Below are 13595 nucleotides of genomic sequence, written 5' to 3'. Positions count from 1 at the left end.
CTGGACGGGCGGGCTCCGACGTCGGTTGATATCCTCGCTCCCGCCGCGCACGGCATCCAGGGGCGTGTCTGTCCCGTCGGCAAAAAATGAGGATTTCGAGGACTTCATGGAGCAGTCGGCTACCCAGGCCGTTACCGAACCGAACGATCACGCTACGCCCGCCGCCGCGCCCGCCTCGCTGCGTGCCGATCATCGGGCGCCGGACCGGATGGTCCTGCAGCGTGGCATCTTCACCGGTCCATCGGCCAAGGTGAGCGACGAACTCTACGCGGTGGTCAAGGGCCGCGCGGCGCGCGAACGCCAGGCGCTGCACCTGGAGAAGGGCGCCACCGCCCACACCAACACCTACTTCGGCCGGTTCGCGGCCAGCTACTGGCAGCGCTGGACCACCGTCACCGAGGTGCGCGCCACGATGGTGCTCGACGTGGCGAAGAAGGCAAGGGTTCGCCTGGTCGCCTCGGACATCGCGGGCCACCGCAGGATCATCGACACCGCCAAGGTCGACGCGAGCGGCCCGCTCACCCTGACCGCGCCGCTCGATCAGTACGTCGACGGCGGCGCGGTGTGGCTGGAGTTCGACGCCGACGGCGGCGAGCTCGGCATCTCCGAACTGACCTGGACCGCCGACGCGCCCGAGCGGGTGCGTCCGGTGGCCATCGCCATCTGCACGTTCAACCGCGCCGCCGACTGCGCCGAGACGGTGGCCGCGCTGGCCTCCGACCCCACGGTGCTCGGCGCCATCGACGCGGTCTACGTGGTGGACCAGGGCACCGACCTGGTGCAGGACCGGCCGCGCTACCAGGAGGTGCGGCCCGTCTTCGGCGACAAGCTGCGCTACATCCGGCAGCCGAACCTCGGCGGCGCGGGCGGTTTCACGCGCGGTCTCTACGAAGTCTCCGCGGTCAACGAGCACGCGGACGTCATCCTGATGGACGACGACATCCTCTGCGAGCCCGAAACGGTGCTGCGGCTCAACGCTTTCGCCAACCTGACCGTGGAACCGACCCTGGTCGGCGCGCAGATGCTGTTCCTGCTCAACCCCGACTACCTCAACGTCGGCGCCGAAGAGGTGCACCTGCACGAGCTGCGGCACGGCCAGAAGGTGCCGAAGGCGCTGCGCAACACCAGCATGCTGAAGAAGAACCAGGAGCGCCGCGTCGACGCCGGCTACAACGCCTGGTGGACCTGCCTGATCCCGGCCGAGGTGGTCGCCAAGATCGGCCTGCCGATTCCGATCTTCTTCCAGTGGGACGACGTCGAGTACGGCGTGCGGGCGCGCGAGCACGGCTTCGTCACCGTCACGCTGCCCAACGCGGCGGTCTGGCACGCGGACTTCTACTGGAAGGACTACGACGACTGGGCGCGCTACTTCAGCACGCGCAACTCGCTCATCGTCGGAGCCATGCACGCCGACCTGGACGGCAAGAAGATCACCAAGCAGCTGTTCCGCAACATCGCCGAGCACCTGGTCGCCATGCAGTACGGGTTGGTGCACACGACGTTGCAGGGCATCGAGGACTTCCTCGAGGGCCCGAAGATCCTGCGCGACGGCGGTATCGCCGCGCTGGCCGCCGCCCGCACCAGCCGCGCCGACTACGGCGAGACGATCAAGCACCCGGCCGCGACGCCGCCGGTGCGCGCGGGCGACATCCACATGCGCAGGGCGGGCGGCGAGCCGAGCCGGGAAGCGCTGGTGCTGGTCAAGCGCGCGATCAACCAGTGGTTCGGCCGCACCCAGCACGGTCTGATCGGGGTCACCCGCGAGGACGCGCACTGGTGGCACGTCTCGCTGTTCGATCACGTGGTGGTCACCGACGCCTCGCAGTCCGGCGTCCGGGTGCGGCAGCGCGACAAGGCCCGCGCCCGCCAGCTGCTGCTGCGGACGTTCCGTGTGCTGCGCCGCCTGCGCCGCGAGCTGCCCGAACTGCAGGAGCGCTACCGCGCCGCCATGCCGGAACTCACCAGCCGCGCCAACTGGGAGCGCCTCTACGGCATCAACGACTGAGCCGGACCGCGGCGCCGTCTTCCCGGCGGCGCCGCGCTGGTGTCAGACCAATTCGGGTACGCGCAGGTGCGCGAGCGCCAGCTCGAATTCGGCGACTTCGGTGACTCGCAGGCCCATGTGCTTGGTGTTGGCCTCGCGAATCTCGGCGGCTTGCTGACGGTTGCGATCCATCGCGTCGGAGCTGTCGAACGTGGTGCAGGAAACGCCGCGTCCGGAGGCCCGGTGAACCATCAGGCTCGCGCTGCAGAAGCCCTCGAGCTGTTCCATCCCGGGCAGCGCACGGGTCTTGTAGGTCTCGATCGCCATGTCGGCCTTGTTCGGGTCGCCCTCCACCCAGACCGCGCGTACGCAGGCGCCCTCTCGCGAGCGATGGTCGCGGTGCAGCACCGCGATCTCCCATTCCTCGACTTCGGCGTTGCCGCGGAACGCTTCGGCGGCGCGTTCCCGGATCGGCCGCACCTTGACCGCGCTGTCGCGCATCGCCTGCTCGGTTTCCCATGCCGTCGTCACGATGCAGCGGCCGGATCCCCGGTCGACGAGCAACGACAACCCGATACAGCCCGGCATGCCTTCGACAGCGGGCATTACTTCGTCGCGCACGTGCGCAATCCCGGCCTCTATAGCGGTGGGTTGCGCGTGAATAGTGGTAGAACGTGCGAACACGATCCACCCCCTTTCTGCACGAGGCAGCGCCCGGTGGCGCCACCGGTACATCCCACACTTCTCCGCCAGCGACTTTCAGGCAATAGGCGACCGGTCGCCCGGCCGAACATTCCGACCAAAGGTCACCTCGACCTCGCCTGACCCGCTGAAGGCCACCTTCGATCGGCGAATGGGCCCACCGGGTCTTCCGACTGAAGGTGACCTCGACCTCGCCGGGGCCGCTGAAGGTCACCTTTAGTCGGCGTGACTTCTAGAGGAAGAGGTCGGTGGTGAGTTCGGCGTCGCCGGGGACGACGCGGTACTTGTCGAGGTCGGTGATGCCGTGGGCGGCGAGGACTTCGTCGTCGATGAAGAAGTTGCCGGTGGTCTTCTCGGCGGGGGAGGTGAGGACCAGGTAGGCGGAGTCGGCGTAGATGTCGGGGGTGCGGGACGTGGCGATCATCTGGTCGCCACCGAGCAGGTTGCGGACCGCGGCGGTGGCGATGGTGGTGCGCGGCCACAGCGAGTTCACGCCGATGCCGTCGTTTTTCAGCTCTTCGGCGAGGCCGAGGGTGGTGAGCGACATGCCGTACTTGGCGATGGTGTAGCCGAGCGAGGCGCCCGCCCACTTCGGGTCCAGGTTCAGCGGCGGGGAGAGGGTCAGGATGTGCGGGTTGCGCCCGGCCTTGGCCGACTCGCGCAGGTACGGCAGGCTCAGCTTGGACAGCAGGAAGCTGCCTCGGCAGTTGATGTCCTGCATCAGGTCGTACTTCTTCATCGACAGGGCGTCGGTGTTGGACAGGTCGATCGCCGAGGCGTTGTTCACCACGATGTCGATGCCGCCGAAGCGTTCGACGGTCTGGCGAACCGCTTCGGCCACCGACTCGTCGATGCGCACGTCGCCGACGAACGGCAGCACCTGCCCGCCCGCCTCCTCGAGCTCCGCCGCCGCGGTGTGGATCGTGCCGGGGAGCTTGGGATGCGGCTGGTCGGTCTTCGCGATCAGCGTGATGTTGGCGCCGTCGGCCGCGGCGCGCTTGGCGATCTCCAGACCGATGCCGCGGCTGCCGCCCGACATGATCAACGTCTTGCCCGCCAGCGGCTTCGAACCCGGTTCCGTCATGACCTGCTCCTGTCGTTCGTGCCGCGGACGAGACGCGCCCGCGACGCCACGTCTTGCAGGCTAAGCGTATCGCAGCGCCCTATGCAACCAGTTGCATAGGGATGAGGTCCGAGCGGTGACGCGTCCCAGTCGGAGAAGGGGTGACCCGTCGAGCAACCGGGTGGGCTCGGCGGGTCTCGCCAACTCGATCAGCGCCGAGAACCGCGTTCCCGGTACATCTGCCGCTGCTGCTTGCGGATGCCGCGCCAAGCGCGCTCGCGTTCGGCCTGCAGCCGCTTGTCGGCCCTGGCCTCCATCCACGCGTTCTCCTTGGCGAGCTTGCGATAGCTGTCGAACCGGCGCTGGGTGAGCGCGCCGGTCTCGATGGCCTCGCGCACCGCGCAGCCGGGTTCGCCCTCGTGCGAGCAGTCGCCGAAACGGCATCGCGCGGCGAAGGTTTCGATGTCGCTGAAGGTCTTCTCGATCCCTTCGGCGGCATCCCACAGGCCGATGCCGCGCAGACCGGGAGTGTCGATCAGCGTTCCGCCGTTGGGCAGCGGGCGCAGCTCCCGGTGCACGGTGGTGTGCCTGCCCTTCTTGTCCACCGCGCGAACGGCGTTGGTGGCGAACACTTCCGCGCCGAGCAGCGCGTTGGCCAGCGTCGACTTGCCCGCGCCGGACGGGCCGATCAGCGCGACAGTGCCGTCGAGCACGGCGGTGAGCACATCGATGCCGTATCCGCTGGTCGCGCTGACCGCGAGCACCGTAGCGCCGGGTGCCACGGCCTGCACCGCGTCGATCGGAACCTCTTCGGCCGCATCGGCTTTGGTGAGCACGACGACCGGTTGCGCGTTGCTCTCCCAGGCCAGGGCGAGCATCCGTTCGATCCGGCCGAGGTCGACATCGCCGTCCGCGGCCGTGCAGACCAGCACGGTGTCCACATTGGCGGCGAGCACTTGGCCCTCGGACCGCCGCGAGGCCGTTGAGCGCACGATCGCGGAGCGGCGCGGCAGCAGCGCGCACACGTTGCGTTGCGCGTCGAGGCTGACCCAGTCACCGGTGCACAAGCCGCTCGGCTCGGCATCCGAGCGCGGGCACTTCGCGCGTGCCCACCCTTCCGGCGTCGCCACATCGCATTCGCTGCGATCCATCCGGATCACCCGCGCGGGCACGCACCCGTCGTCGATGAGCGCGGCGTATTCACTGGCTACGGCTTCCGTCCAGCCGTAAGGAACGAGCAGGTCGTAGTCGACCATGATGGGAGAATCCATTCGTCGGGCGCCGAACCCGACTCGGGGTTCAGCGAGAGGAAACAGAGGTGGAGTGCGGTGCGGCGGCGCGCGTCAGCGCGGCGCACACGGGCACGACAACCCGAACGTTCGTCGTCACGATCTCCACCTCCCCACTTCCGTCTCGAACCGCCAACTCCCCGAAACCCTGCCAGACCCCGCCGCACCCCCGCAACCGATTTATCGCGGCTCGTTCTTTGCCGGGATCGCCCTACTTCTCCGGCTTCCCGAACTGCTCGTTCCGCCCGAGCGAGCGCAAATGGAACCACTCCTTCAGCCCCGCGGGATCGCGACGGGTGACGAGGAAGAACCAGGAGAATCGAATCCACTCCTGCGGCAACAGCTTTCGCATACCGGGCTGAGCCATCAGGTAGCCGCGGTTGCGGTAGGTGAAGTAGCGCTTCACCGGATCGTCGGGGTACTGGGTGTGCATCCGGCCGCCGAGGATCGGCTTGAACTCGGCGGCGCCGTTGGGATGCAGGTAGGCCGTCTGCAAGCAGGTGCCGAAGGGTAGGCCGGAGCGGACTAGCCGGCGGTGCACCTCGACCTCGTCGCCGCGCACGAAAAGGCGTAGGTCCGGCACGCCGATCAGGTCGACCGCCTTCGTGGCGATGAGCGCGCCGTTGAACAGCGACGCGATGCCCGGCAGGAAGTCCTCGTCGCCGAGTTCGGAGCGCAGCCGCCGCCACACCACGCCGCGGCGCAGCGGGAAGGCGAGCCGGTCCGGGTCGTCGATGTCGCAGACCACGGGGGAGACCTCGGCGAGGCCGTGCCGCTTCGCGCAGTCCAGCAGGGTGGCGAGCACCTCGGCGCCCTCGGGCCTGCCGTCGTCGTCGGCCAGCCACACCCAGTCCGCGCCCTGGGACAGCGCGTGCAGGATGCCGAGCGCGAAACCACCCGCGCCGCCGAGGTTGTGGGCCGAGCCGAGGTAGGTCGTCTCGACCGGCTGCTGCTGCACCAGTTCGGCGACCTCGGGCTCGTTGCCGTTGTCGATCACGATCAGGTGATCGACCGGCCGCGACTGCGAGGCGACGACCTTCAGCGATTCGGCGAGCAGCTCACGGCGCTTGTGGGTGACCACGACGGCGATGATGCGGGCGTCCGGCCCGGTGTCGGTGGGCGTGTAGACCACCTCCGGCGCGGCCGAGTCGACCGGGGCGTCGGCCCCAGCGCTGATCGGGGCGTTCTGCCCGGTCGGCTCGTTCATGCGTTGTTCCGCTCCAGTTCTCGTGCGCTGTCCTCGGTCTTTTCGGTCGCCGCCCGCTCCGCTGCCATTTCCTTCAGCACGGTCGCGACATGGTTTCCGGCGTCCGGACCCTCGTAGGCGCGCACCACCTCTTCGATGCCGCCGCGCAAACGGATCTGTCCGTGATCGATCCACAGCGCGGAATCGCAGAGTTGAGCGAGGAATTCATTGGAATGGCTGGCGAACACCAGGATGCCAGAACGTGCCACGAGTTCCTGTAACCGCAGCCGCGCTTTTTTCATGAATTCCGCGTCGACCGCGCCGATGCCCTCGTCGAGCAGCAGAATCTCCGGGTCGATGGAGGTGACGACGCCCATCGCCAGCCGCACCCGCATACCGGTCGAATAGGTGCGCAACGGCATCTGCAGATATTCGCCGAGCTCGGTGAACTCGGCGATCTCGTCGATCTTGGAAAGCATCTGCTTGCGGGTCTGTCCGAGGAAGAGCCCGCGAATGATGATGTTCTCGTAACCGGAGATCTCCGGGTCCATGCCGACGCCGAGATCGAACACCGGCGCCACCCGCCCGCGAATGCGCGCGCTGCCCCGCGACGGTTCGTAGATGCCCGAAAGCAGCCGCAGCAACGTGGATTTCCCGGCGCCGTTGTGGCCGACCAGTCCGACCCGGTCGCCCTCCTTCAGCGACAGCGAGATGTCGCGCAGCGCTTCGACCACCACCACGTCGGACTGGTTGCGCCCGATCGCGCCGCCCGCCTTGCCGAGGAACGCCTTTTTCAGAGACCGCGATTTGGCGTCGAAGATCGGGAACTCGACCCACGCCTGACGGGTTTCGATACTCACACGGCTCATCGCAGCGGCTCCTATACCCAGTACGGTACGCGCGAACGGTACTGCTTCATGGCGAAGGCGGCGACGATCCAGCCCACCACGGTGATCGCTCCGACGATCACCCAGTGCCGCGCCTCCTGCGGCTCACCGAGCAAGGGAGCGCGCACGATCTCCAGGTAGTGGAAGGTCGGGATGATCTCCACCAGCCGGGCCCGATCGCTCGCGCCGCCGATCTGCTCTTCCAAGGTCTTGGTCGTCCACATGACCGGCGTCAGCACGAAGAGCATCAGCGTGGTGCTGCTGAGAATCGGCGCGATATCGCGGTAGCGGGTGCTGAAGATGCCGAACACGATCGACACCCACATCGAGTTGAGGAAGATCAAGCCGATCGCGGGTATCGCGAGCAGGCTCGACCAGCGCAGGTTCTCCCATATACCGAACGCGCCGAGCAGCACCGCGTAGATGACCATGTTGTGGGCGAAGAACAGCAACTGCCGCCACACCAACCGGTAGACGTGCACGCTCAGCGCGGACGGAAGCTGTTTGATCAAGCCCTCGTTGGCGATGAACACCTCCGAGCCCTCGAGAATGCTCGCCTGGATCACATTCCAGACGATCAAACCGACGGTCACGTACGGCAGGTATTCGCGAAGCGGTTGATCGAGCAGCGTCGCGTACAGGACACCCATCGCGGCCGCCTGCACGCCGGTCGCGATGGTGATCCAGAACGGGCCGAGCACCGAGCGCCGGTAGCGCTGCTTGATGTCCTGCCAGCCGAGCGAGAGCCATAGTTCGCGCTGCCCGAAGCCGTCGCGCATGTCCTTGATCGCGCGCCGGAAGGTCTGCGAGTCGGAGACCAGCGGCGGCATCGCCTCGGCTCCGCCCGGCTGCGCCGGCGCGGTGCTCTCGGCACTCACCGGACCCTCGTCGGTCGTCTCGGGACTGTCTGAACGCAAGCTGTCATCTGAACGCACTGGGCTCTCTTCAGGACGCGCCGAACTCTCATCGGAGTCGGGGCGAGCGGCAGCGGCGGGCACGGTGCTCGACCCTACCCCTGCATCCTCGCACCGGGTCCGCTGGTACACGCGGGGCGCGCGAAACTCGTCACCCGCAAGGCGGGGTTACAGATACTGGCCGGAACCGCCCATCGCCTGGTCGCCGCGCCCGCCGCGCGGGTCGGCGGTGTGGATGCCGGGCGGCAGCGCGCCCTGGCGCATCTGCTCGAGCTGCGCGCGGGCGGCCATCTGCTGGGCGAACAGCGCGGTCTGGATGCCGTGGAACAGGCCCTCCAGCCAGCCGACCAGCTGGGCTTGGGCGATCCGCAGCTCGGCGTCGGACGGGACGGCGTCGTCGGTGAACGGCAAGGTCAGCCGCTCGAGCTCGTCGCGCAGCTCCGGCGCGAGACCCTGCTCGAGCTCGCGCACCGAGGACTTGTGGATCTCCCTGAGCCGGGTGCGGCTCGCGTCGTCGAGCGGAGCCGCGCGCACCTCCTCGAGCAGCTGCTTGATCATGGTGCCGATACGCATGACCTTGGCGGGCTGTTCCACCATGTCGGCGAGTGATTCGCCCGAGTCCTCGCGGTCGTTCGAGCCGTCGTTCTTCTTGTCGCTGTCGGTGACCACCTGTCCGGTCAGCGGGGTGCCCGCGTCGGCCGGGATGACCAGCGGCTGCCCGTCGGGTCCGACCACGACGATGGAATCGGGTGCCTCATCCGAATGCGTCATGTTCCCTATCATGTCGCGTCCTCGTCGAAGGCGCTAAACGGGGCTGAACGGACCAGGCGGGTCGGTGCCGCGGCAGGGCGGGGCCGACTATTCTGTGCGGGTCGTGTGGTTCGGATTTTGCTGAAAGTCGGTTGCCATGCTGATTCGAATGCCCAGCTCCGCGGCGCCCTCGAAGCCGCGGCCGGGTGCCGATGGCCGGTCCGGGCGGGGTCCCTCGCCGTCGCGTTCGCGAGCGACCGGGGAGGGGAAGGCGGTTACGCAGCCTCGCCCGCTGCCCTTAGAGTGGCCAACATGACTTACGACGTCGCGAGGGTTCGGGGCCTGATACCGTCCCTGGGCGACGGCTGGATCCATCTCGATCCGCAGGCGGGCATGCTTGTCCCCGACTCGGTATCTCGTGCCGTGTCAACGGGTTTCCGCACGTCGTCGTTCTCCCATATCGGCCGCAACGGCGCCGCGGTGCGCAGCGCGGCCATTCTCGATGCCGCCCGCGAGGCCGTCGCCGACCTGGTCGGCGGCGATCCGGCGGGCGTCGTGCTCGGCCCGGATCGGGCGGTGCTGCTCGCCTGGCTCGCGGAGTCGCTCAGCTCCCGGCTCGGCCTCGGCACCGGGATCGTGCTGTCCCGCTTGGACGACGAGGCCAACGTCGCGCCATGGCTGCGGATCGCCAATCGCTACGGCGCGCACGTGCGCTGGGCCGAGGTCGAGATCGAGACATGCGAGATGCCGTCCTGGCAGTTCGAGGAGCTGATCGGGCCGACGGCCCGACTGGTCGCGTTGACCGCGGCCTCGCCCATCGTCGGCTCCGCGCCCGCAGTGCGGGTGGCGGCCGACCGCGTGCACGAGGTGGGCGGTCTGCTCGTCGCCGACGCGTTCGGCGCGGCGCCGTACGCGCTCATCGATATCGACGAACTGAACGCCGACGTGGTCGCACTGAGCGCGCCCGCGTGGGGCGGGCCGCAGATCGGCGCGCTGGTGTTCCGAGATCCCGCCTTCCTGGACCGGATTCCGTCGATGTCGTTGAATCCGTACGCGAAAGGCGCCGAGCGGCTCGAGGTCGGCGGGCACCAGTACGCGCTGCTCGCCGGGCTCACCACGTCCATCGACTTCTTGGCCGGTCTCGACGAGCGGGCCACGGGCACCCGCCGCGAGCGGCTGGAAATCTCCATCACCTCGCTGCAGGACTACCACGACCAGCTGTTCGAGCACCTGATGGACGTGCTGGACAAGATCCCGAACCTGACCGTGATCGGCCGCGCCTCGACCCGCATCCCGACCGTCAGCTTCACCATGGCCGGGATGCAGGCGGAGAAGATCGCCGCCAAACTGGCCGACGCCCGCATCGGCACGCTCAGCGGCGTGCACGGCGGAAGCAGGCTGCTCGACGCGCTCGGCGTCAACGACGAGGGCGGCGCCGTGACCGTCGGACTCGCGCCCTACACAACCAAATTCGAGATCGACCAGCTCGGCCGCGCGCTCGCCGCGCTGGAGTGAGCCGGACTCAGCTCGCGTCCTCGCGGACCCGAAGGACGACCTTGCCGAAGGTGTCGGCGGCGTCCAGCATCCGGTGCGCCTCGGCGGCCTCCGCGATCGGCAGTTCGGCGTGGACCACCGGCACGATGGTGCCGTCGGCGATCAGCGGCCAGACGTGCCTGCGCACTTCGGCGATGATCTCGGCCTTGCTTCCCACACCGGTGGCCGGGCGGTTGCGAACGTTGGTGGCGTGCACCGAGCCCCATTTCGACAGCAGCGCACCGAGGTTGAGCTCGCCCTTCACCCCGCCCTGCATGCCGATCACCACCAGGTGGCCGTGCTTGGCCAGCGCCTCGACATTGCGGGACAGGTAGGCCGCGCCCATGTTGTCGAGGATGATGTCGGCGCCAGGCCCGTTCGCGCCGGATTGCTCGGCGCGGACCGCGGCGACGAAATCGTCCTCGCGATAGTTGATCAGCACGCTCGCGCCGAGTTCCGCGCAGCGCGCCAGCTTCTCGGCCGAACCGGCGGTGACCGCTACCCGCGCGCCCTTGTGCACGGCCAGCTGAATGGCGTGCGTGCCGATGCCGCTGCCGCCGCCGTGGATCAGCACCAGCTGACCAGCGTGCAGACCGGCCGTCATGACGAGGTTCGACCACACCGTCGCCGCAGCCTCGGGAAGCGCCGCCGCCGCGGCGAGGTCCAAGCCGTCCGGCACCGGAAGGACCTGACCCGCGGGGACGACCACGCGCTCGGCATAGCCGCCGCCGGACAGCAGCGCGCACACCCGGTCGCCGACCCGCCAGTCCCGCACGCCCTCGCCGACCTCGGCGACGACGCCCGAGCACTCCAGGCCGATGATCTCGCTGGCGCCCGCCGGCGGGTTGTACCTGCCTTGACGCTGGAGCAGATCCGCGCGGTTCACCCCCGCGGCCACCACATCGATCAGCACCTCGCCGTGAGCAGGCGCCGGGTCGGCGGCCTTGCCCCAGGTGAGTACTTCCGGTCCGCCGAATTCGGTCAACTCGATCGCACGCATCACCCCATACTGCCCCGCCGACCGCCCGGCCACCGCGCGACCCAGGACTCCGCGGACGGCCGACTCAGCGGCCACCGCGGGTTCGCGAGCGCTACAAGTCGAAAGGCTGGTCGTCGTGGCGATTCATGCCACGGGCGCTGAGCCGAGGCCGCCGCTGGTTCGTAAGTTCTCGGTCGGCGCGTGAGCGGCGCATTCGTGTGGTTGGCGATGCCGTCGGTTCGGCGAGTAGGCGGCACAACCGGGTTCTCGCAACCCGTTCTGGGGGTGCGCTTGTGCGTGGCTGGCGCACGAGCAGGTCGTGTCTTCCGTTGGTAGGCACTCACTCAGAGAACCACTTTTTCGGCCGGCACACCTGCCCCCGCCTGCGGGAACGCCCGCAACGGACTAGCGTTCCCCGCGTGAGCAGTTTCATCGACTTCCAGAACGAGATCTACCTGGGCGGATTGGGCGGCATCGTGCCCGAATTGCCCATGACCGCCGCGGGTTTGGAAAGACGCGCGAAGGAAGTCCTAGGACCTGCCGAATACGCCTACGTCGCGGGCAGCGCGTCGGCGGAACGCACCGCGGCGGCCAACCGCGCCGCCTTCGACAAGTACCGGATCATCCCCCGCATGCTGCGCGGCACCACCGGCCCCGGCGCGCGCGATCTCTCCGTCGAGGTGCTCGGCACCCGGCTGGCCGCGCCCGTGCTGACCGCGCCGATCGGCGTTCTGGAGTTGATGCACGAGGGCGGCGAGGTGATCGTCGCCGAGGTCACCAAGGAACTCGGGATCGGGTCGGTGCTGTCCACCGCGGCGTCGTCCACCATCGAGGAGGTCGGCGCGGTCGCGGGCGAATGGTGGTACCAGCTCTACTGGCCGAACGATCCCGAGCTGGCGCGGTCCTTCGTGCAGCGGGCCGAGCGCGCCGGAGCGAAGGCCATCGTGGTCACCGTCGACACCCCCACCCTCGGCTGGCGGCCGCAGGATCTGGAACTCGCGCACCTGCCGTTCCTGCACGGCAAGGGCATCGCCAACTATCTGTCCGACCCGGTGTTCCGCGCGAAGCTGCCGACGCCGCCCGAGGAGAGCGAGGACGCCATGCGGATCGCGATCCTCACCTGGGTCGGGCTGTTCGGCAACCACAATCTGCGCGCCGCCGACCTGGCGCACCTGCGCGAATGGACCGATCTGCCGATCGCGGTGAAGGGCATCCTGCATCCCGACGACGCGCGCCTCGTGGTGGACGCGGGCGCCGACGCGGTGGTGGTCAGCAACCACGGCGGCCGCCAGGTGGACGGCTCGATCGCGGCGCTCGACGCGCTGCCCGCGGTCGTCGCGTCCGTCGGCGACCGCGCCGACGTGCTGTTCGACTCCGGTGTGCGCAGCGGCTCCGACGTGCTGATCGCGCTGGCGCTCGGCGCCAAGGCGGTGCTGTACGGGCGGCCGTACGCCTACGGTCTCGGCATCGCGGGTCGCGACGGCGCCCGGCACGCGCTGCGGCTGCTGCTCGCCGACCTGGACTCCGCGCTCGGGCTCTCCGGATGCGCGAACGTCGCCGACCTGAATCGCGGCACGATCGCCGCCGTCCGGTGAACAGAACCGGGGTTTGCCCAGTTCAGGGCCGTTTAGAATAAGTCCGTGGATCCCGAACCGAGCGGTCGCACGGCCGAGCCCCGCTGGCTGAGCCCGACGGAGCAGCAATCGTGGCGCGCCTACATGGACGGCCATCAGCGGCTGATGACGGCGCTGAACAAGCAGTTGCAGCGCGACAGCGATCTCAGTCTCGCCGAATACCGAATCCTGGTGCTGCTCTCCGAGGCGCCTGGCCGCTCGCTACGCATGAGCGAGCTCGCCGACGGTGTGCTCTCCTCCCGCAGCAGGCTGACCCACCAGATCCGGCGCATGGAGGCGCAGGACATGGTGCGCAGGAACACCTGCGAGGAGGACGGCCGCGGCGTCGTCGCCGAGCTCACCGACGAGGGCATGCGCCGCCTCGAAGCGGCCGCCCCCGGCCACGTCGAAGCCGTCCGCACCGACTTCATCGACCTGCTCGCCCCCGAACACCTCGCGGTCATCGGCGAGGTGTTCGCCCGCGTCGACAAAACAATCGGCGAGCGAGCCGATTGAGCCGTCCGTTAGGATCGTGGGCCTGGAGACGTGGCAGAGCGGCCGAATGCACTCGCCTTGAAAGCGAGCGTCGCGAGAGCGACCGGGGGTTCAAATCCCTCCGTCTCCGCCAGTTCATCCGCAGGCGACGACCCCTTCGCAGGCCTCGATGGATGACTCCGCCCAGCGGTCGTGTGCCA

At 68.7% G+C, this 13595-nt stretch carries 12 protein-coding genes and 1 tRNA gene; 5 read left to right on the top strand and 8 right to left on the bottom strand.

Features of this window, described 5'->3' with window-relative positions; translation table 11 throughout:
* Positions 1-106: 106 nt before the first annotated feature.
* Complete coding sequence (locus CRP45_RS19035; protein WP_097246226.1) at positions 107-2005, top strand: glycosyltransferase; 1899 nt, start codon at positions 107-109, stop codon at positions 2003-2005.
* A gap of 42 nt (positions 2006-2047) precedes the next feature.
* Here the strand turns inward: CRP45_RS19035 and CRP45_RS19030 are convergent, their stop codons facing one another.
* The 7 genes from CRP45_RS19030 to CRP45_RS19000 all read right to left on the bottom strand — a co-directional run bounded on the left by CRP45_RS19030 (position 2048) and on the right by CRP45_RS19000 (position 8796).
* On the bottom strand, positions 2048-2668 hold the full coding sequence (locus CRP45_RS19030; protein WP_179830961.1) for an antibiotic biosynthesis monooxygenase: 621 nt from the start codon (positions 2666-2668) through the stop codon (positions 2048-2050).
* A 250-nt stretch (positions 2669-2918) separates the two neighbouring features.
* Positions 2919-3770, bottom strand: a complete 852-nt coding sequence (locus tag CRP45_RS19025) for an SDR family oxidoreductase (RefSeq protein ID WP_067786674.1) — start codon at positions 3768-3770, stop codon at positions 2919-2921.
* A 188-nt stretch (positions 3771-3958) separates the two neighbouring features.
* Complete coding sequence (rsgA, locus tag CRP45_RS19020) at positions 3959-5005, bottom strand: ribosome small subunit-dependent GTPase A (RefSeq protein WP_097246636.1); 1047 nt, start codon at positions 5003-5005, stop codon at positions 3959-3961.
* 244 nt (positions 5006-5249) lie between these two features.
* Positions 5250-6245 (bottom strand): galactofuranosyltransferase GlfT1, encoded by a 996-nt coding sequence (gene glfT1, locus CRP45_RS19015; protein WP_245910233.1) that lies wholly within the window; start codon positions 6243-6245, stop codon positions 5250-5252.
* Positions 6242-7093: a galactan export ABC transporter ATP-binding subunit Wzt/RfbE gene (gene wzt, locus CRP45_RS19010; protein ID WP_067789612.1), complete on the bottom strand. Its 852-nt coding sequence runs from the start codon at positions 7091-7093 to the stop codon at positions 6242-6244. Before wzt ends, glfT1 begins: the two co-directional genes overlap by 4 nt.
* 11 nt (positions 7094-7104) lie before the next feature.
* Positions 7105-7941 (bottom strand): galactan export ABC transporter permease subunit Wzm/RfbD, encoded by an 837-nt coding sequence (wzm, locus tag CRP45_RS19005; protein WP_067789851.1) that lies wholly within the window; start codon positions 7939-7941, stop codon positions 7105-7107.
* A gap of 252 nt (positions 7942-8193) precedes the next feature.
* Positions 8194-8796 carry a bacterial proteasome activator family protein gene (locus tag CRP45_RS19000; protein ID WP_097246225.1) on the bottom strand — a complete coding sequence of 201 codons (603 nt, stop codon included), beginning with the start codon at positions 8794-8796 and terminating at the stop codon, positions 8194-8196.
* A gap of 291 nt (positions 8797-9087) precedes the next feature.
* On the opposite strand from CRP45_RS19000, the gene CRP45_RS18995 reads away from it, so the two are divergent.
* A complete protein-coding gene (locus tag CRP45_RS18995; protein ID WP_067789854.1) occupies positions 9088-10290 on the top strand; it encodes a cysteine desulfurase-like protein in 1203 nt (400 codons plus the stop codon).
* 7 nt (positions 10291-10297) lie between these two features.
* Here CRP45_RS18995 and CRP45_RS18990 read toward each other — a convergent pair whose 3' ends face one another.
* Positions 10298-11308 (bottom strand): zinc-binding dehydrogenase, encoded by a 1011-nt coding sequence (locus CRP45_RS18990; protein ID WP_097246224.1) that lies wholly within the window; start codon positions 11306-11308, stop codon positions 10298-10300.
* Between the two features lie 398 nt (positions 11309-11706).
* Here CRP45_RS18990 and CRP45_RS18985 point away from each other — a divergent pair, with 398 nt between their 5' ends.
* The 3 genes from CRP45_RS18985 to CRP45_RS18975 all read left to right on the top strand — a co-directional run bounded on the left by CRP45_RS18985 (position 11707) and on the right by CRP45_RS18975 (position 13528).
* Positions 11707-12882, top strand: coding sequence for an alpha-hydroxy-acid oxidizing protein (locus tag CRP45_RS18985; protein WP_097246223.1), 1176 nt, complete (start codon positions 11707-11709; stop codon positions 12880-12882).
* Between the two features lie 123 nt (positions 12883-13005).
* Positions 13006-13416 carry a MarR family winged helix-turn-helix transcriptional regulator gene (locus tag CRP45_RS18980; RefSeq protein ID WP_084483304.1) on the top strand — a complete coding sequence of 137 codons (411 nt, stop codon included), beginning with the start codon at positions 13006-13008 and terminating at the stop codon, positions 13414-13416.
* A 24-nt stretch (positions 13417-13440) separates the two neighbouring features.
* Positions 13441-13528 (top strand) — tRNA-Ser (locus CRP45_RS18975).
* Positions 13529-13595: the final 67 nt, after the last annotated feature.

Source organism: Nocardia amikacinitolerans (genome assembly GCF_900215415.1).
Lineage (GTDB): Bacteria > Actinomycetota > Actinomycetes > Mycobacteriales > Mycobacteriaceae > Nocardia > Nocardia amikacinitolerans.
This window is presented reverse-complemented; position numbering and strand designations above follow the sequence as displayed.